This window comes from Sphingobacterium sp. BS-2 (assembly GCF_046161205.1).
GTDB classification, from domain to species: Bacteria; Bacteroidota; Bacteroidia; order Sphingobacteriales; family Sphingobacteriaceae; genus Sphingobacterium; species Sphingobacterium mizutaii.
The window spans coordinates 111,407-129,432 of sequence record NZ_JBIXGO010000014.1; the positions used below are offsets into that span (position 1 = coordinate 111,407).

The following is an 18,026-nucleotide window of genomic DNA, read 5'->3' on the forward strand; positions in this document are numbered from 1 at the left end:
AAACAATTTACTTGGATAAAATTTTTGAAAAAAAATGAAAAAACTGAAGATATTTAGTGTTTTTTATCAAAAACAGGTGGTAATTTCTAGAAATTACCACCTGTTTTAATGGAGTTTTGTAAAATTAGTCGACTTCAAGTCCCCAATCTATACCTTTTTCAGTTGCTTTGACACCTTTCTTGATCCAATTAGCAGCTGCTTTTCCTTTTAGGAAGTGATCAAAGAATTGAGCTTCGCGGATTTGGATGTCTTTTCGGTTCTGTCTTTGGATTAAGTTATGGTCATCACCATTATAATTCAATAACCACACCGGTTTATTCAGCCTTCGCAAAGCTGTGAAGAATTCAATACCCTGGTACCAAGGCACTGCTCCATCATTGTCATTGTGCATAATAGCAACCGGAGTGTTCACCTTATCCATAAAGAATAGGGGTGAGTTCTCGATATATAAGTCCCTAGCTTTCCATAATGGTTTTCCGATGCGGCTTTGGGTATTTTCATATTGGAACTGTCTAGACATTCCAGTTCCCCAACGGATTCCACCATAAGCAGAAGTCATATTGACAACCGGAGCACCAGCCCAGGCTGCAGCATACATATTGGTGCGAGTGATCAGGTGGGCAACTTGGTAACCACCCCAGCTTTGTCCTTGGATTCCCATTTTGGTTGAATCAACCCAATTATGGTTCCTAGCTAGGTAATGCATTCCTGAATTAATAAATTCTTCAGCGGATCTACCTGGGTAACCAGTTTCATAACGGATATCTGGAGCAAAGACCAAATAGCCATTACTTACAAAATAAGGGATGTTCAAACGCGATGGGGTTGGAGCTGGAGCTTGGTAGGTATATAGCCCATCAGATAAGGTTTCATAGAAATAAGCGATAATAGGATATTTCTTGTTAGGGTCGAAATCTTCTGGTTTATATAGGATACCTTCGGATTTATATCCTTTAGGGGTTGTCCAATGAACCAATTCTGCTGTTCCCCAGTTATAATTTGCCTGTTGAGGATTAATATCAGATAGCCTAGTTTCGTTTTTAAAGTTGGCCAATAGATAAAGGTCTGGAGAATGCTGGTAATCTTCCTTGGTATAAATGACCTTGTTTAATTTTTCATCCGCGCTAAGCATTCTATAGGTATGAGGACCTGACCATAACTTGCTGATGTCTTTCTTACCTAATTTATATAGACCTTGGTTTTTATCTATTTTATTGAAACCATTTAAGAAAATGGCCTTTGATTCATCGATCTGGTTATGATTGATTCTAGGATCATCATTTTTGAACAGTTCTTCAATACGATAAACCATCTGGTTTTGTCGTCCTTGGCCATTAGTTAGATTAGTTTTGGTTTTACCATCCAGGCTCAGCTTCCAGATATCATATCGATCATTGATGAAGATGTTTTTGCCATCTTTGGACCAACCTGCAATTCCGTAGGGTCCTGGAGCAGCTGGAACATCATTTTCTTCATCCACGAAGCTTACTTGCAATCCTTCATTTAATTGGTTGGTACTTTCCGAGGCAATATTGAAGCTGTACCAATTGCCATTGCTACGGTTGAAGTAGACAATGTAATCTCCATTCGGAGATAAGGAGGCGTATCCGGAATTTGATTTAGTAACCAATTTATTTTTGCCGGTTAAGGTAGAGATTGCATAAATATCGGAACGCATACCACCTTCCCATTGGGTCTCTATCCTGTATTCCTTGTCAGAAGTCGCCATTGCCCATTCATTGTCGGCATCGCCTGTTAAGGAGATTCTATTGAAGGTTTCATCCGATAGGGGGATAACATTTCTATTGGAGGCTAAATTAATCATAGCCGTATAGTTCCTAGAAAGATCTCTTTTTAAGTTTACCAATTGCATAGGTTGCAGATAGTCATCTTGCCAATGCCAGATATCCACTTTTGCATGTTCGAATTCTACCAAGGTGGTATCCTTTACTCTTGGGATAGGAGCCAGACCGAAAAATAGTCTTTTGCCTGATTTGCTAAAGGTTAAGGCACCATCGCCAGAAACAAACCAGTTTTGAGGAATCCCATTTGAATTTCTATCGGCCAATATCACTGCTGAATCTTGGGATGCAGTATAATAGTAGAGCTTAAATTCTTTCAATAGTGATTTTTCTGCTGTTTTGTCCGCCAAGAAACTCAATTGCTTTGTAGCGTCGTCAAACTGTATGTTTTTATAGTTTCCTTTTCCTGAGCTGATTTTCTTCTTGGACTTATTTGCCAAGTCCATAATAAATAGACCAGATTCATTTAAGGAATCTTTTTCAGGACCTTTAATGGAGTAAACTAGGAACTTTCCATCATCACTCCATTCGTAACTATCCGCTTTTAGAATATTGCTTGTGTCGGCCGTATTTAAATTTAGGACGGTTAAAGTAGGAGTGGGTTTGTCTTTTTTTGATCCCGACTTTGTTTTGCTGCTATCCGAAGTACTTGGAAGTTTAGTTTCATGCAGGAAGGCAACAAAATCATTTCCATTTCGGGCGATTTTATATGATTTGACCTGTCCAAATTTATTGGTCTGGTTCTTTGCGATATTGAAGACCAAAAGAGAGTCCTTTGGCATTTCATCAGGTTTCTTTTTCTTGATCTTTGCCTGTCTAACCTCTTGGAAAGGAGCTTTGATTAAGCTGACCAAATGTTTTTCATCTTTGGTCAACTTTAAATCTGCTCCTCGAGGGATTTGAATCAGATTTTGGTTGTTGGCATTTTTTAAGATGGCAGTGGCATCGCCCTCTTGTGGAGTAATGCTATAAAAAATAAGATTTCCAGATTTGCTGATCTCGGGTTTACTGATAACATTCCAGGAATCATAAACAGTGTGATCGATTGGTTTTTTCTGTGCATACGTTAGGGAAATTGCACTTAAACCAAGAAGTATTAAGCCAAATTTACGTTTCATATAATTTGATGTTTGGAATTCCAATAATACCCAAAATTTGTTAACTTAGGTTAGGTTAAAGGATAACAATTTTAGTATAATCACATTAACACGCTTTATATGAAAAACACAGGGATTATTATCAGTATTATCGCCGGCCTTTCCATCATTGTTTTTGCTATGATCTTTGGTAATGCCTATAAGTATAAGTACAAAAATTCCAATACGATTAATGTGACCGGTAATGCGATGACCAATTTTGAGTCTGATATAGTGAAATGGTCTGCGGTATTTAGCCGTAAATCCATGGATTTGAGCGAGGCCTCTGAACAATTGAAGCGGGACCGTGAGTTGGTGAAAGACTTTTTGGTTCGACAAGGAATAAACGAGAAGGAAATTTTGTTCAATGCCGTTAATATTGCCCGTGATTTTAACTACCATACCGACCAAAACGGTAATAGTTTCAATACTTTTACAGGATATAGCCTTTCCCAAAATGTTTCCATTGAGTCGAAAGATTTAGATAAAGTGGCTAATGCATCCCGTGAAATCTCCACTTTGATTTCGCAAGGTGTGGAGTTGGCTTCCAATGCGCCAAACTACTATTTCTCTGGCCTTGAAGACCTGAAATTAAAATTAATCTCCGAAGCGTCCCAAAACGCAAAAGTTAGAGCTGAAAATATTGCCAAAGAAGCTGGATCTTCATTGGGATCCCTTGTGAAAGCAGATTTAGGTATCTTCCAGATCACCGGCCAGAACGAAAACGAAGAGTATTCCTATGGTGGTGCCTTTAATGTGACCTCAAGAAAGAAAACCGCGAATATTACGGTGAAAACGAGTTATTTATCGGAGTAGTATTTAGTATATAGTATTTAGTATTTAGACTTGTGGTGGACTTGATATTTGAACCAGGATTGGGGTTCGACTCCGCTCACCCACCGAGGATGAGAGGATGGACCAAGATCATGGTTTGAACGTAGTTTCTAAGACTATATTTAATCATATTTCCGTAGGGGCGAATCGCATTCGCCCGCTTCATATTTCGAATAAATAATAGGTTTGTAATACGTGCTTTCCTACATTTTCGGTTTCCGCCACGGTGTCATTCTGACGCAGGAAGAATCTTGGAACTATGCAAACCTAATTTCATAGGCGAACAGGTCCTTGATCTTCGATCAAGAATGACAAGAACATGTTGAGGCATTCACGTACAGATTCTTCACTAATCGTTCAGAATTGGAACCCTCTTGAGAGGGAATTAGAGTAAAACGAAGAATCTATTTCTTATTTATTTAGGGATGCGGGTCATTTCGAATCGCAAGATGAGAAAACTGTTTTTTGTGAAGCCTGCATAGTTCCGAGACCCTTCGGGCAGGCCAACCAATGACAAGTTTGGTAGAACTGTGTTTCTAGCCATTTAGTCCCATATTTATTTTCCTGATTAATTTCTCTTTTGTCGAACTACTGCCCTGGAAGGGCAGAATTATTTTAGAATTGGTATTGAACTATAAAGGATTAATGCAAAAACGATGTTCGATTAATCGAACATCGTTTTTGCGCGACTTCCAGGCTAACGTACTATTTCTGCTAAAATAATGGAACACCAAAAGGGGTTGTATTTCTATAATAAAAAAAACATTTTTTGCCTTCCACTTTCCTATCATCACCTTCCGATAAATTTAGCTCAAATTTTTACTTCTCAGGGTGACACAAAAGGGTTATAGAAAAATATTTCACTCCCGCTAGGGGTTGTCCTTTTGACGATTTACCTTTCTATAAATATTTCACCCACGCAGTGGGTTGGCCATTTCAAACATACAATTTTTATAAAGATGTCAACCAGCTGAGTTCTTTTTCTACAGTAACAAACTGTCTAAATACCAAATACTTTCTACTAAATACTAATTAATGATATAAAGAAAGGTCCTATGATGTTCCACAGGACCTTTTTGTCTAAATACTAAATACTTTCTACTAAATACTTTCTACTAGATACTCCCACTACGGATCTATCCTAACGAATTTACCGTCTTTGTCGAATACGAGGTCTAGACCGTTTGTAAGTTCGACATCGTAGCCGTGGTTTTCTCTTTCGATGCTATTGATGCCAGCATTAGCATAGTTTTGTTTTACATAGTCGTTGATAGCTGTAGGGATCAAATTTTCTGGTAGTCTGGCGGTATCGGCTTTAGCGTCGATATCTAACCATTGACCGTTTTTGTCGAATTTGATCTCGATCCCATTATCAAGAAGTACATCGAATTCTTTTCCAGAAAGGCCTTCTTTTTCTTCAACTACAGAAAGGATTTTCACCCCGCTGAAGTTATCCTTTAGGAATTGATTTGCGCTTTGAGGAAGTTGATCTTCAGTGATTACTGATTCTTTATCACAAGACATCGTTAATGTTGCGATTGAAAACAGGACAGTTAGTGCTAGAAGTAATTTTTTCATTATAAAGTTTTATTAAGATTATTGTGTGTAATTCAATTAGTCATCAATTTTGATGAAGTCTGCATTTTTGTTGAATTTAACTTCGATTCCGTTAGTTAATTCAATTTCATATCCCTTTTTATCTTTTTTGATCTGAACGATTTTATTGTCAGGGAAGCTCTTTTGAACGTAGGATTTGATTTTTGCAGGTACAATATCCTGAGGTACAGCCGCAGTATTGGCATCTACTTCAGTCCAATCTCCTTTAGAATCGAATTCTACTTCAGTTCCACTTGCTAAGACAACTTTATATTCGATTGGAGATAGAGTTTCCTTTTCAGATTTGGTCAATGCAACCTTGTCATTGTTATAATGATTTTGTAGAAAACTTTGTGCTGTTTTTGGCAAGTTTGCAACTTCTATAACCTTTTCTTGTGCCATTGCTTGGAAAGAAAATCCAGCAATAAACAATACCATAAGTGTTTTTATTAGATTTTTCATGTCGTTTAATTTTTTGTTTAATCAAATTTCTATGTCAAATCTGGAAAGAATTAGGAAAAAGAAGTTTTTTTAAGAATTATTTAAACTTTTTTAATTTAAAATGCTGTTCCGCCTGGGCATATTCATATTCTATATGGATATGGGGGTATTTGTCTAGGATCGTTTGGACAATGGAAAGCCCTAAGCCATTAGATTGGCTATCTTGGTTGCCTTTATGGAAACGTTTGAAAATATATTGCGGATTTAAAGCTCCCGAATCGCTGCTATTGGCAAAATCAATTACATTATTATTGATGGTGATTCTAATATGACCTTCCTGGAAATTGTATTTAATGGCGTTCCTGAGGAGGTTGGATATTAAGATATGGGCAAGATCCAAATTCAGGTTTGCAATAAATTGTTCATTTTGTACAAGATCGACCTTAATTTCCTTAAACTGGATGAAATCTTCCAATTCCTCTAGCTTTTTGATGATAAGGTCATTGAAGTTGACTTCCGTGCTGCTACTGTACTGGTTGTTTTCAATTCTTGATAGCATTAATAAGGATTTATTTAATGCCACCATTCTATGCAAAGCTTGCTTTGCTTCTGCTATTTTAATGGTTTTTTCCTCTGGCAGATCTCCTTCTTGCAATAGTAGGTCTAATTTTCCAATGGTTATCGCTAGGGGAGTCTGCAATTCGTGTGATGCATTCTCCAAGAATAGCTTTTGCTCTTCAAAAAGACCTTCATTACGATCTATCATTTGTTTGATTTGGGAATTTAGCTCTTCAAACTCCTTTACCTTGGTGATGGTTGGTTCGAAGGTTTTGCTATGACCAAACCGGTAATTGCTCAGGTTTCTTAAAATTTTCTGGAAAGGTTGCCAACCCTTGCTCATCACGAAGTAGTTGATAACTAGGATGCTCAATACAATGACTAGGTATAAAACAGCAAGAGCGATGGCGAGATTGATCAGATAATCATCTTCTTCGACAGTGGAAGTCCTGATATCTAAACCGTAGGCTTTTCTATCCTTGGAATAGAAACCAGTCTTTAAGATCCTATAGGGTTCATCTTCATCATCATAGGGCATATACATCAATTCCCTAGAAAAATGGTTTTTATCAATATCTTCCTTGGGTTGAATGGGGTATATCTTGAATTGGTTTATTCCATATTCTTGGTTATTGTTGATAATATCGGGGTTGTTGTAGGCTTCACGAATGATTTCTAGCTTTTGGTTCTTTAACCCATCATCGATGTTGTCATAAACTTCGTCCATGAGGAAGGCATAGAACAGCAAGGCCCAAACTGCCATAATGATCAGGATGGCAATCGCTAGAAACTTATTGGTGTAATATTTAATCGAAACCGACATTATACTAGTTTATATCCGACTCCATACACCGCTTGAATATCCATTTCAGCTGCAGAGTCTTTCAATTTCTTACGGATGTTTTTTATTTGTGAATAGATAAAGTCCAGATTATCGGCTTGGTCGGTATGGTCGCCCCAAACGGACTCCACCAAACTTGTTTTCTCCAATAGCCTATTTGGTCTCAGGAGGAAATAATGGAATAAATCAAATTCCTTGCGATTAAAGGCGATATCGGTATCATTGATGAGAATAATCCTGCTTTCTGGATTTAAACTGACATTTTTATATTTAACCCATTGTTCGCCATCATTGGAATTCCTTCTGATGATTGATTTGACCCTGGCTAGTAATTCAGCAAGATGGAAAGGTTTGGAAAGGTAGTCATCCGCTCCAATTTCCAGACCCAATACCTTATCTTCAACGGAATCCTTTGCAGATAGAATCAATACAGGTTGTTTCTTATGTTCATCCTTTAGTGTTCGGAGAATGTCCAAGCCACTTCCACCCGGTAGCATAATATCAAGCAATATGCAGTCATATTGATAATTCATGGCTTTTTCTAGGGCTGTCTTGTAATCCATAGCTGATTCAATCAGGAAGTTTTCAGATTTAAGGAATTCTTCAATGGTCAGCAATAGCTCTTTCTCGTCTTCAATAATTAGTATCTTCATCTTAATTCAGTTTACAATAAAGCCAATAGATTCTGGAAAGATTCTGGAATAAGTAGGATCTTTACATAATCACTTTGACACCGGCATAAAAATTCCGAGTAGGCGCTGCATTAAAATAACGGTTTCCCATTGCATTTATGTCATTTCCAAGGCTGTATTTTTCGTCCAGTATATTATCTGCTCCTGTAAATACCTGTAATTTATATTTGCTTGAGATTGGGGTAAGCCAAGAAATTTTGGCTTGTAACACATGGTATTTGGAGGCAGAAACGGTATTCGCATCGTTTAATGGGATGCTTGAAGTAAAATTATGTAATAGGTTTAAATCTATATCTTTAATGAACTTGAAGGATAAAGTATTTGCCCAAATCCAGTTTGGAACGGAGGTTACTTTGTTTCCATTGAAGTTGTTTTCTCCAATTACATAATCCTTGAATTTATAATCTTGATAAGTAAGGTTGCTGGAGAGAATCAGACCGTTTAGGAATTGAGCATTTTCGTTGGCAATCAATTGGGTCAATATCTGAGCTTCTATTCCTTTTTGATCAATTTTTCCAGCATTTTGGAAGAATTCATTTCCGGCTTCATTCAATTGTCTGATGATAGCATTATCCATTTGATAGTTATATGCGGCAAGATCGGCAATAAATCTGCGGTCATGGGTTTCAAAACGGATCCCAGCTTCGTAATTGATTCCTGTTTCAGCATTTAGGTTTTGGTTGATCTTATTATCGGAAGATCTAACTTCGGCAATGGTAGGAGTTGAGTAGCCTTTGGATATGGAAGCTCTCAAGGCAAAGTTGTCGGTCGCTGCATAGGATAGACCTAGCCTTGGCATCCAGCTTTTGTCAAAATTGATTTCTCCATTTACATTATCTTCGCCTTCAGCTGATTTTTTAAAGTTTATGTTGTTGAAATTAAGTCCAATAGAGGCTTCTGCTGTAAGTTTTTGGTAAAGTTTGGTTTTGAACCTATAGAAATAAAAATGTTGTAGATTTTCTAAGTAATCATCATCTGTTTGAGATCCTCTAACCCCCAAATTGTTCTTGTAATTGTTGACATTGTACCAACCTTTCTGGCCTTCTCCGCCTAGTTGCATCTCCCATAAGAAATCTTCTTTATCTCTGTTTTCATAAGAGAAGTATGTTCTAAATCCTAGGTTTTTTTCTATTCTTGTTTCGTAATTTGTGATAAATGGGTTTTCAAGGTCAGTATAACTTCCGAAGACGGAAACCACGTTTTTCAATCTATTGCTGATTTGGTATTCATTGCTAAGGCCTCCAATAAAGGTTTTGTTATAAATGGCAGCCTTTTGATCCTTAGCGCTTGGGAAAGGTCCACCTGCTGGTCTAAACTGTGTTGGGTCCTCATCGTACTGCTGTTGGGTCAATCCTCCAGGAGTTTGATAGCCCATATCTGAATAGAGGGCGAATCCTTTTAATTTGGCATTGGCATTGTATTTCCATTGATGTGCGGTTTGGAAAAACAATTTGTCCATTGCAGTATGTTGTCGGTAGCCGTCGGACCTCAAGTAAGCTTGATCAAATGAAAAGTTATAGTTTTCATTGACTTGATGGTTAATTTGCAGCTGCTCATGGAATAAGCCAAATGAACCTCCAGAAATCATTAAGGACTTTTCATTGTTTATTTGGCCAAAACCTTCAGGGATAAATCGGATAACACCACCTGAATTTGGTCCATATAAAGAACCATCAGGACCTTTGATGATTTGAATGCTGTTGATCCCTACAGGGTCCAAGATGTTTAAATAGGTATTCCCGCTGGCATCGGTAAAAGGGATTTCATCCAAATATATCTTGGTATTGCGGATTCCAAAAGGAGAGCGGAGCATACTTCCACGAAGGGCAAGTCTGTAGCTGCCGGGAGATCTTTCTTCCATCCTTAAACCGCTGGTTGTATTGATGGCGCTCAAGAAACTGCTGGGAGCCTGGGATTCAATTAATTTTTTGGTCACTACTTTTGCTGAGGTTGTCAGGTCAAGCATGGCTTGAGAATTGAAATGAGCTTTTATTTCGATTGGAGCTATTTCATTTATACTGGTATCCTTTGTGATAGTTTGTGCATTTGCCGAAAGGAGGGAAATTGACGTCGTAAGGCTGATTAAGCCAAGTTGTTTTAAATACATGTAGGTTAATATTGTTTAAAATATTAATATATAAATAATTAGAATGCTTCGTTTAGACCTAAGAATAAACCGTGCTGCCCAAATTTACCAAAAGCGTAGTCAATACAAAGATTAGTTCGGGTAGCTTTGTTAAATAATAATCTCAGGCCTGCGCCGGCTGCTGGCTGCCAAGTTTGGAATAACTTGGTTCCCATTTGGTCATTGGCGGTTTGAATATTCGCAAAGACCACTCCGCTCAAGAATTGATTTCTCAAGATCGGGTACCTATATTCTACTTCAGAATAAAAGAAAGAGCTTCCTTTAAAATATCCCATAGTATATCCCCGGCCACTGCGGGCATAGGTGTCTTTTGCCGTACCCGGTAAATCTATATAGGGAAGCTTTCCGCCGAGATTGTAAGAGCCAAAGTTCCAAAAGGCAATAACATGATTAGGTCTATCTGTTGATAATTGCCAATATTTTCGGAAATCAGTTTGCAATTGATAGGCGTTATGTGTACTGCCTAACCAAGTTTGGTTCATTCTAAGGACCATGTCGACATAATAGCCTTTATATGCTGAGTTTGGATTGTCCCTTGTCATGTATTGCATGTTCAGCATAAAACCATTGTTGTTTACTCGTGTAGGATCGAAATTATTCCATCTGCTGTAAATTTCGACGGGAGCCATATTTTCTGCACTTCCAACTGTGCTTAATTGTCTTTTTAGTTCGAAAAATACACCGACACCTACAAACGCTCCGGGGAATAGCTGTTTATATACCCTCTCATTGATGGTATATGCCATATACCGATTGACAAATCGCTGTCTTTCGGGGTTATTCATGATGAGTTCTTCCTCTGTTGGGTTCTCCAAGGTTCCGCCTATTCCTAAACCATAATCAAGGCCTACGGCTTTTGCTACCATGGCACCACCCTTAATATTCCATTTATTGCCGGGAGTATAGATATCGTGCAAGAGGTAGCCTACGATAATCCCTCGGGTAGTGGCACTTAAAGCAGTAGCAGCAATGGACATGGTGGTGTTTGGCTCATTGCCAAGTACTTTTCCGCCCACCGCTTTTATTCCAATTTGTGCGCCGATGGAGGGGTTATAGTTGATATTGGGTAAATAGGAAATTGCGGATCTTTTCCCAGAGGGCTTTTTGTTGTCTTTTTTAAATGGATTGATATCCCTAAATGCATCTACGATGTCGTAAAGATGGGCTGTTGGTAGGACACTATCCCTTTGTTCTTTTGTACTTACTGTATCATGGATTTGTATTTGCAGCGCGAAGGAAGGTAATTGAGCTAAGACAAATAATAGAAGTAACGACAGCTTTATGCGCATTTTATTTTTTTATTATTGGTTGATTTAGTGGTATATGCTGATCCATTTGGCCGTAAAAATATTATTAATTAGTGAATCCACTTTAAGATTAATGTCATTTTACTTGCTGAAAAGATCGAGATGGCCCAATAGGCCAGTGATCCCACCTGTATGAATAACCAATATTTTGCTTTTCGGTTTGAAATAACCTTTCTGAATTAGGTCATATACCCCATACATGAGCTTGCCTGTATACGTTGGTTCGATCATGATTCCTGTAGAGCTGACAAAATTTTTTATAAATTCTATCAATTCTGGTTTTGTTTTGGCATAGCCGGAAAAATGGTAATCAAGATGCATGTAGATCTTTTGAGGATCTATATTCCATTGGGAAAAATCCTGCAGTAGGTAATCGGCACCCTTTAAGACAGGAATGCTATGCACTTGACTATGAAAGTTATTTTGTTCAATTCCCAGTTGAAGTCCAGCAACGGTAGTTCCTGTTCCTGAGGCTACAAAGATATGATCGTAATGTTGTTTGAGTTCCTTGATTATATCAGCGCAGCCTAATAATCCGAGTTCAGATTTACCACCTTCATCAATAAATAAACTGGTTTTGGGGTCATGATTTTCGGAAAATAGCTTTTCTTTATTTCTGTAAGATTCACGGTCAACAAAGATAAGTTGGAGACCAAAGATCCTACACATATCCAGAACGGGGTTCCTGACTTCTTCTCCACGGACATAAGCGATAGCTTTAAACCCGAAATTCGCCGCCGCTGCTGCGCAGGCGAGGAGATGGTTGGACCAAGCTCCTCCAAAGGTTACCAAATGGCTGATATCTTTAGATTTTGCGTACTCCAGTTGATATTTTAATTTACGCCATTTATTCCCAGAAATAAAGGGATGTATTTTATCATCACGTTTGATGAAAAGCCTGATTTCCTTTTCTTCGAAAATAGGGTCGATTATTTCTTCTTCGGGGCTGAAAATTTGAAATGGCAAATGCATGGGTTAAAATTATGCTTTTTTCTTGCAGGAAATAGAATGATTATAAAAATGCTATTTTTGCAGCATGGTAGATCATTTGGAAAACGAACAAGAGGAGCAGGAGCTCTATGAACATTTAAGGATTGTTGCGGATAAGGGGCAAGCCCTATTGCGCATCGATAAATTCTTGATGAATAGGGTGGAAAATACTTCGCGAAACCGAATTCAAAATGCCATTGATGCCGGAACGGTGAAGGTGAATGACAAAGTGATCAAAGCGAGCTATAAGGTGAAGCCATTTGATGTTATTACGGTGGTATTGCCAGATCCTCCAAGAGATACTGAGGTCTATCCAGAAGATATTCCATTGGATATCATTTATGAAGATGATGATGTGTTATTGGTTAATAAAGAGGCAGGTATGGTGGTACATCCAGGCTTTAACAATTACACTGGAACCTTGGTCAATGCCTTGACTTTTCATTTAAATCAATTGCCAACTTTACCGGGCAATACAGGTCGGCCGGGTTTGGTTCACCGTATTGATAAGGATACATCTGGCCTTCTCGTCATAGCCAAGAATGAATGGGCGATGACCTTTTTAGCAAAACAGTTTTTTGAACATAGCATAGCCAGGAAATATGTAGCCTTGGTATGGGGTGACATTGCAGAAGACGGCACTGTTTCAGGTTATATAGGTCGCAACCTGAAGGATAGGAGGATCATGGACATGTATGATGATGAAGAAAAGGGCAAATGGTCAGTTACTCATTATCGGGTCCTGGAGCGTTTAGGCTATGTGACCTTGATCGAATGTCAACTTGAAACAGGTAGGACGCATCAGATCCGTGCCCATATGAAATCCATTGGACATCCCTTGTTCAATGATGAGTCCTATGGTGGTGACAAGATTTTAAAAGGGACTTCATTTTCTAAGTACAAGCAGTTTGTTGAGAATACATTCGCCTTGCTTCCACGTCAAGCCCTGCATGCCAAGAGTTTAGGATTTATTCATCCAAAATCTAAAGAATTTTTGCATTTTGAGGTACCAATGCCGGAAGATTTCCGTTTAGCATTAGAGAAATGGAGAAGTTACAGCTCAATTAATCAAAGTTAGATTCTAAAAATATTTATGCCCACACATTTTATTAACTACAACGGTACTGTGGTACCTCAAGATATGGCTATTCTAGACGTCGATAGCCGCGCATTCAGATATGGTGATGGAATTTTTGAAACCATGCTATGGAAGGATGGCGATATCCGATTTTTAGATCTTCATTTGGAGCGATTGCAGGAGAGCCTAAGTATGTTGCATTTTGATGATGCAGATCAATTCAATGCATTCTTTATTCGCAGTAAAGTGGAGGAATTGCTTCGTAAAAACAGTATGGTTGGTCAGCAAGCTCGCGTAAGACTAATTGTATTCAGGCAAGGCGGCGGCCTTTACAGTCCAGAATCCAATAAGGCTGCTTACATTTTGCAGGTTGATCGAAAACCGGAGACCCTAAGGGATAAAAAAACTGGTTTAATCATTGATATATATACTGAGTATAAAAAGGCTTATTCAGAGCTTTCTAAGATAAAATCCAATAATGCCCTGATCTATGTTATGGCAGGCTTGTTTAAGAAAAAGAATGCATTCGACGAAGTCTTGATCCTGAATCAGTCGGGTAATTTATGTGAGGCTTTGGCATCGAATATTTTTATCTATTATGACAAGGTTTTGTACACCCCTGCATTATCTGAAGGATGTATTGCCGGTGTGATGCGTCGAGTGGTAATGGATATGGCGCAGGAGCAAGGGATTGAGGTCGTTGAGGCAGAAATAAAACCAGATATCGTAAAGGTCGCTGATGAGATATTCTGTACCAACGCCGTGGAAGGTATACAATGGGTGATGGGCTATAAGCACAAACGCTATTTCAATAAGGTATCTAGGATATTCCAAGATCGACTTTTGTCTTGGTCTTATGAAACTGAGGAATAATTTATCACATTAACATCTTTTTAAGCAGGATCACTTGTCCAAGGTGATAATAGGCGTGTTCTATCTGCCCATCGATATTTCGGATATATGATCCATATTTTTCATCGAAGAATTTTTCTTGAAGTTTAGATTCATGTAAATCTTCAATGGATTTGGCGAAGAGTTCAGATTGATCCATTAATTCATCTTTTAGCTGTTGCCATTCTTCATCGTTTAGTAATTCGCTAGAAGGAAAACTCAGGGAGTCTTTTATGTCCAGTTGTCCTGATTCGAAAAAGTGGTTTATGCCCTTTATGTAATATAGGACGTGGAAAGTAAGATCGTATATGCGATTGATATTGGGGATCTTTTTCATAGCCAGGTCGAGATTGACATCTTTCAATTCTTTTTGCCAGTTCGTGTTTGCGATCCAGGTTCCGGAAAGCATGACCTCCCTAAATCTATTTGCAAGATATTTGCTCATATATCGGTTTATTAAATAGCTGTAATCCAGTTGATAAACCAAATATAAAAACAAAAGGGATAGCATTACACTATCCCTTTTACATTAATATATAGTTATTTGTGATTCAAGGCTTAAATCAATGTAGATTAATTTCCCCTCTTAAGAATTAGTTTTTAACCAATTCCACATTTACAGTGATGGCTACTTCAGGAGCTACTGCATCGATTCCGGCAGCGGTTTTATCGGCATATTTGATATTGTAATCAAAACGGTTGATCGAAGTTGTTGCTGTAAATCCAGCTCTAGTTTTTCCCCAAGGATCTAGGATTGTTCCGTTGTTTTGGATTACATCAAAGGTTACATTTTTTGTCACGTCTTTAATAGTAAGGTCTCCAGTTAATTTGAATTTACCTTTGCCGGCTTTCTTAAGCGTAGCGTTTTTAAGGGTCATTTTAGGGAATTTCTCTGCACTGAAGAAATCATCACTTTTTAAGTGATTGTCTCTTGCTTCAATTCTGGTATCTATACTGTTTACATCAATATCAAATGAAACTGTAGCATTGTCAAAGTTCACTGAATCTTTAGATTCCACTTGACCTTCTAGTTTGGTAAAATCTCCATCAACGAAAGAGATTCCTAGGTGTTTGATTTCAAAACGAGCGTTCGTGTGTGCTGGATCGACTGACCATTTCGTTTGCGCGAATGCGACGTTGCTAATTAAAATCAGGGCTGTAATAAAGCTTAATAGAGTTTTCATATTCAATATATTTTAATTTCGTTTTTGTTTAATACTGCAAATTTTGGGATAAAATTAAACATGCACATTGATCTATGATAATAAATGAAAATAGATAGAAAATGTTTTAAAATGAGAGGTCTTGAAGCTGATTAGCTACAATAAAATATAGATTGACGAATGCTGTGATGTGATGTAAAAATTAAATATATTTATTGTGATTTTAGGTAGTAGAGGGCTTATTATTGAAGTTAATAAATTCAATGAAGATTGGATTAAAAAGAGCTGTTTAATAGAAGATTTTGAAATTAATATAATTGACAATATAGTTGTTTATTCAAAATCTGAAAAAAATACAATGAAAAGCAAACATGAAATTAGGACCAGAGATTGAAAGTGCAGTAAAGAGAGGAGATACTGTTTACCTTGAAAAGAACCTCAATGATAGCAACATCAATGAAGTTAATGAACAGTCGCAAAACCTATTGATGATTGCGACCTATCAAAATGATTATCCAATGGCTGCTTTTTTGGTAAAGAGGGGGGCTGATCCCAATCAACAAGATGAATTGTTGAACAGTCCTTTTCTGTATGCTGCGGCCTCAGGTTATTTAGATCTAGTGAAATTGTACCTGGCTTATGGAGCTCGCTTTGATGTGTTTAACCGCTTTAATGGGACTGCGTTGATTCCAGCTGCAGAGAAAGGGCATGTTGAAGTTGTTCGTTTATTGTGCCATACCAAGAATTTCCCTATAAACCATATCAATAAGTTAGGCTGGACTGCATTACTGGAAGCTGTGGTCTTAGGGGATGGAAGTAAAGATTATGTAGATATCGTAAGTATCCTGCTGAAAGGAGGGGCAGACAAAAGTATTGCCGATAAGGATGGCGTATCTGCATTGGACCATGCCGAAGAGAAAGGTTTTTCAGAAATAGCGGAATTACTGCAGATGTATTAATTAGATATTTGTGAGGGTGGATGAGGTTATTTTCTTGATAACTTTCTCCACTCTTTTTCTTTTACTATCTTTTTCGATTTCATCTAATCGAAGTGATAAAGTTTCAATAACTTTTTTGGACGACTGTGCTGTTATTTTTGTGCTTAGCATTTCAGCATACATCGGTAATTGGTTTGTTGGACAAGAAGAAAGTTGTTTGATTAAGGCATTAAATGCCTCCTCAGCATAGTTTTGATGATCTAGGAGATTCGTTAAAATAGCCACAAAATTATCTCTAGTTATAACTGAACCTTGTTCAACAGCGTTTTCAAGGCTGATGATATTGTTGAAAATCTGATCAGGCACTATCAAGGATATTGTTTTTAATGCGGACATAGCACCCCACTGAAGTCTGTTGTTTTTACTTGTTAAGGCTTCGATAAAATCTTTCCAATAGGAGGAAATCAGTTCAGGAGTGATTTCCCCAATCTCATAAAGTACTTTAATGCTGTCATTCTGCAAATCTTTTTGATTGCCTTTGATCAATTGTATCAGTTCCTCGACAGACTTGCTATCCTTGGTTTTCGCGATTTCTTGCGCTAATAGGATATTTGGTTCCTCATCACGTCTACCTAAGGTCGATGCTAATCTTTCTTTTACCATTTTTTCAAGGTTTGATGCTGTAAGTTAAGGGAAAAATGGATTGTTTTCTTATTGAATGTCAGAATTTATATGCTGATTTTGAGGGAATAATTTAAAATAAACCATTAATCTATGATTTTTGATGATTAACTTATATCCGACTGAAATTAAATCTATTGCTGATCTATGGATTAGGATGAATGGCTTGATTTTAGATGTAATTCAATATAAAAAGGGAATGATAGTCCCTATTTGTTAAAGAGCACAAACAATTAGGTTTGTAATGCATTATTAAATAAAGAGAATGAAAAAAGAAGAATATTTATCGAAGTATAATGAAGATGATACGGTAGGTTGGACTGCAATAGATGGGCAGCTAGCTACTATTTATGAGGGTATTGAGGCAAGGCATTATGGTCCTTTATGTGGTTTGCATTTTGCAGCTGGCGGAACAGACCCTATTGATGGAATAAGCGTTTATGAAAATAATCATGAGCCTTCACACTTACATTTGGTTAGCTATGGAATGAGCGAGCTTTACTATAACCCAGAAATGGCGGAAAGTGAATTCAGTAAATGGGGTTTTGAGTTTACCTTTAGGTTGGTGCCTTTTTCAGAAGATGAGGGCGATCCAGGCTGGGCAATGCAAGTTTTCAATAATTTAGCTCGATATGTATACCAAAGTGGAAGATGGTTTGAAGAGAATCAGTTTATTCCAGCTAGGGGGCCAATAAGGTTAAATACGGAAACTGATATAGTAGGGTTTGCTACTTGCTTGGATCCTCAATTAGGGAGGATAAAAACAGCTCATGGTGAAGTATCTTTTATTCAATTAGTTGGAATCACACAAAAAGAACTAGACTATCTAATGGAGTCGCCATCCACTCAAAAAGTTGCTGATTTTTTAGAAGAAATGAAGAAGGGTAACCCTTTGTTGGTTACAGATTTAAATAGAAAATAATTAGGCTGTA

At 37.6% G+C, this 18,026-nt stretch carries 16 protein-coding genes; 5 read left to right on the forward strand and 11 right to left on the reverse strand.

What is annotated here, in order from left to right; translation table 11 throughout:
• Window positions 1-124: 124 nt before the first annotated feature.
• Complete coding sequence (locus ACK2WI_RS05785) at window positions 125-2,920, reverse strand: S9 family peptidase (RefSeq protein WP_409150037.1); 2,796 nt, start codon at window positions 2,918-2,920, stop codon at window positions 125-127.
• Between the two features lie 99 nt (window positions 2,921-3,019).
• On the opposite strand from ACK2WI_RS05785, the gene ACK2WI_RS05790 reads away from it, so the two are divergent.
• Entirely contained in the window at window positions 3,020-3,754 is a 735-nt protein-coding gene (locus ACK2WI_RS05790; RefSeq protein ID WP_093097124.1) for an SIMPL domain-containing protein, read from the forward strand.
• A gap of 1,146 nt (window positions 3,755-4,900) precedes the next feature.
• On the opposite strand, the gene ACK2WI_RS05795 is transcribed toward ACK2WI_RS05790, so the two are convergent.
• From ACK2WI_RS05795 to ACK2WI_RS05825, 7 genes are all read right to left on the reverse strand, one after another.
• Window positions 4,901-5,350 carry a PepSY-like domain-containing protein gene (locus tag ACK2WI_RS05795; RefSeq protein ID WP_093097121.1) on the reverse strand — a complete coding sequence of 150 codons (450 nt, stop codon included), beginning with the start codon at window positions 5,348-5,350 and terminating at the stop codon, window positions 4,901-4,903.
• A gap of 36 nt (window positions 5,351-5,386) precedes the next feature.
• The gene (locus ACK2WI_RS05800) at window positions 5,387-5,830 is read right to left on the reverse strand and encodes a PepSY-like domain-containing protein (RefSeq protein WP_409150038.1); all 444 of its coding nucleotides are present in this window, start codon (window positions 5,828-5,830) and stop codon (window positions 5,387-5,389) included.
• A gap of 76 nt (window positions 5,831-5,906) precedes the next feature.
• A complete protein-coding gene (locus tag ACK2WI_RS05805; RefSeq protein ID WP_409150039.1) occupies window positions 5,907-7,190 on the reverse strand; it encodes a sensor histidine kinase in 1,284 nt (427 codons plus the stop codon).
• Entirely contained in the window at window positions 7,190-7,861 is a 672-nt protein-coding gene (locus ACK2WI_RS05810; protein WP_409150040.1) for a response regulator transcription factor, read from the reverse strand. The genes ACK2WI_RS05805 and ACK2WI_RS05810 overlap by 1 nt, the downstream gene beginning before the upstream one ends.
• A 61-nt stretch (window positions 7,862-7,922) precedes the next feature.
• Window positions 7,923-10,007 carry a TonB-dependent receptor gene (locus tag ACK2WI_RS05815; RefSeq protein WP_409150041.1) on the reverse strand — a complete coding sequence of 695 codons (2,085 nt, stop codon included), beginning with the start codon at window positions 10,005-10,007 and terminating at the stop codon, window positions 7,923-7,925.
• A gap of 38 nt (window positions 10,008-10,045) precedes the next feature.
• Entirely contained in the window at window positions 10,046-11,335 is a 1,290-nt protein-coding gene (locus ACK2WI_RS05820) for a BamA/TamA family outer membrane protein (protein WP_093097108.1), read from the reverse strand.
• Between the two features lie 99 nt (window positions 11,336-11,434).
• The gene (locus ACK2WI_RS05825; RefSeq protein WP_409150042.1) at window positions 11,435-12,325 is read right to left on the reverse strand and encodes a 1-aminocyclopropane-1-carboxylate deaminase/D-cysteine desulfhydrase; all 891 of its coding nucleotides are present in this window, start codon (window positions 12,323-12,325) and stop codon (window positions 11,435-11,437) included.
• A 64-nt stretch (window positions 12,326-12,389) separates the two neighbouring features.
• Between ACK2WI_RS05825 and ACK2WI_RS05830 the strand changes: the two genes are divergently transcribed.
• Complete coding sequence (locus tag ACK2WI_RS05830) at window positions 12,390-13,421, forward strand: RluA family pseudouridine synthase (RefSeq protein ID WP_409150043.1); 1,032 nt, start codon at window positions 12,390-12,392, stop codon at window positions 13,419-13,421.
• A 15-nt stretch (window positions 13,422-13,436) separates the two neighbouring features.
• Window positions 13,437-14,294 carry an aminotransferase class IV gene (locus ACK2WI_RS05835; protein ID WP_093097100.1) on the forward strand — a complete coding sequence of 286 codons (858 nt, stop codon included), beginning with the start codon at window positions 13,437-13,439 and terminating at the stop codon, window positions 14,292-14,294.
• 4 nt (window positions 14,295-14,298) lie between these two features.
• Here ACK2WI_RS05835 and ACK2WI_RS05840 read toward each other — a convergent pair whose 3' ends face one another.
• Both ACK2WI_RS05840 and ACK2WI_RS05845 read right to left on the reverse strand, forming a co-directional pair.
• Window positions 14,299-14,757, reverse strand: a complete 459-nt coding sequence (locus ACK2WI_RS05840) for a DUF1572 domain-containing protein (RefSeq protein ID WP_409150044.1) — start codon at window positions 14,755-14,757, stop codon at window positions 14,299-14,301.
• A gap of 148 nt (window positions 14,758-14,905) precedes the next feature.
• A complete protein-coding gene (locus tag ACK2WI_RS05845) occupies window positions 14,906-15,496 on the reverse strand; it encodes a YceI family protein (protein WP_409150045.1) in 591 nt (196 codons plus the stop codon).
• A 350-nt stretch (window positions 15,497-15,846) separates the two neighbouring features.
• On the opposite strand from ACK2WI_RS05845, the gene ACK2WI_RS05850 reads away from it, so the two are divergent.
• The gene (locus tag ACK2WI_RS05850) at window positions 15,847-16,434 is read left to right on the forward strand and encodes an ankyrin repeat domain-containing protein (RefSeq protein WP_093097093.1); all 588 of its coding nucleotides are present in this window, start codon (window positions 15,847-15,849) and stop codon (window positions 16,432-16,434) included.
• On the opposite strand, the gene ACK2WI_RS05855 is transcribed toward ACK2WI_RS05850, so the two are convergent.
• Window positions 16,435-17,076, reverse strand: coding sequence for a hypothetical protein (locus ACK2WI_RS05855; RefSeq protein WP_409150046.1), 642 nt, complete (start codon window positions 17,074-17,076; stop codon window positions 16,435-16,437).
• A 283-nt stretch (window positions 17,077-17,359) separates the two neighbouring features.
• Between ACK2WI_RS05855 and ACK2WI_RS05860 the strand changes: the two genes are divergently transcribed.
• Window positions 17,360-18,016, forward strand: coding sequence for a suppressor of fused domain protein (locus ACK2WI_RS05860; RefSeq protein WP_409150047.1), 657 nt, complete (start codon window positions 17,360-17,362; stop codon window positions 18,014-18,016).
• The last annotated feature ends 10 nt before the right edge of the window (window positions 18,017-18,026 follow it).

What these genes read in the sequence shown, in the direction of transcription:
- ACK2WI_RS05810 (WP_409150040.1), bottom strand. Translation starts at nt 7,861, where the DNA reads ATGAAGATACTAATTATTGAAGACGAGAAAGAGCTATTGCTGACCATT.
- ACK2WI_RS05855 (WP_409150046.1), bottom strand. Translation starts at nt 17,076, where the DNA reads ATGGTAAAAGAAAGATTAGCATCGACCTTAGGTAGACGTGATGAGGAA.
- ACK2WI_RS05795 (WP_093097121.1), bottom strand. Translation starts at nt 5,350, where the DNA reads ATGAAAAAATTACTTCTAGCACTAACTGTCCTGTTTTCAATCGCAACA.
- ACK2WI_RS05805 (WP_409150039.1), bottom strand. Translation starts at nt 7,190, where the DNA reads ATGTCGGTTTCGATTAAATATTACACCAATAAGTTTCTAGCGATTGCC.
- ACK2WI_RS05790 (WP_093097124.1), top strand. Translation starts at nt 3,020, where the DNA reads ATGAAAAACACAGGGATTATTATCAGTATTATCGCCGGCCTTTCCATC.
- ACK2WI_RS05860 (WP_409150047.1), top strand. Translation starts at nt 17,360, where the DNA reads ATGAAAAAAGAAGAATATTTATCGAAGTATAATGAAGATGATACGGTA.
- ACK2WI_RS05845 (WP_409150045.1), bottom strand. Translation starts at nt 15,496, where the DNA reads ATGAAAACTCTATTAAGCTTTATTACAGCCCTGATTTTAATTAGCAAC.
- ACK2WI_RS05800 (WP_409150038.1), bottom strand. Translation starts at nt 5,830, where the DNA reads ATGAAAAATCTAATAAAAACACTTATGGTATTGTTTATTGCTGGATTT.
- ACK2WI_RS05815 (WP_409150041.1), bottom strand. Translation starts at nt 10,007, where the DNA reads ATGTATTTAAAACAACTTGGCTTAATCAGCCTTACGACGTCAATTTCC.
- ACK2WI_RS05835 (WP_093097100.1), top strand. Translation starts at nt 13,437, where the DNA reads ATGCCCACACATTTTATTAACTACAACGGTACTGTGGTACCTCAAGAT.
- ACK2WI_RS05840 (WP_409150044.1), bottom strand. Translation starts at nt 14,757, where the DNA reads ATGAGCAAATATCTTGCAAATAGATTTAGGGAGGTCATGCTTTCCGGA.
- ACK2WI_RS05830 (WP_409150043.1), top strand. Translation starts at nt 12,390, where the DNA reads ATGGTAGATCATTTGGAAAACGAACAAGAGGAGCAGGAGCTCTATGAA.
- ACK2WI_RS05825 (WP_409150042.1), bottom strand. Translation starts at nt 12,325, where the DNA reads ATGCATTTGCCATTTCAAATTTTCAGCCCCGAAGAAGAAATAATCGAC.
- ACK2WI_RS05820 (WP_093097108.1), bottom strand. Translation starts at nt 11,335, where the DNA reads ATGCGCATAAAGCTGTCGTTACTTCTATTATTTGTCTTAGCTCAATTA.
- ACK2WI_RS05785 (WP_409150037.1), bottom strand. Translation starts at nt 2,920, where the DNA reads ATGAAACGTAAATTTGGCTTAATACTTCTTGGTTTAAGTGCAATTTCC.
- ACK2WI_RS05850 (WP_093097093.1), top strand. Translation starts at nt 15,847, where the DNA reads ATGAAATTAGGACCAGAGATTGAAAGTGCAGTAAAGAGAGGAGATACT.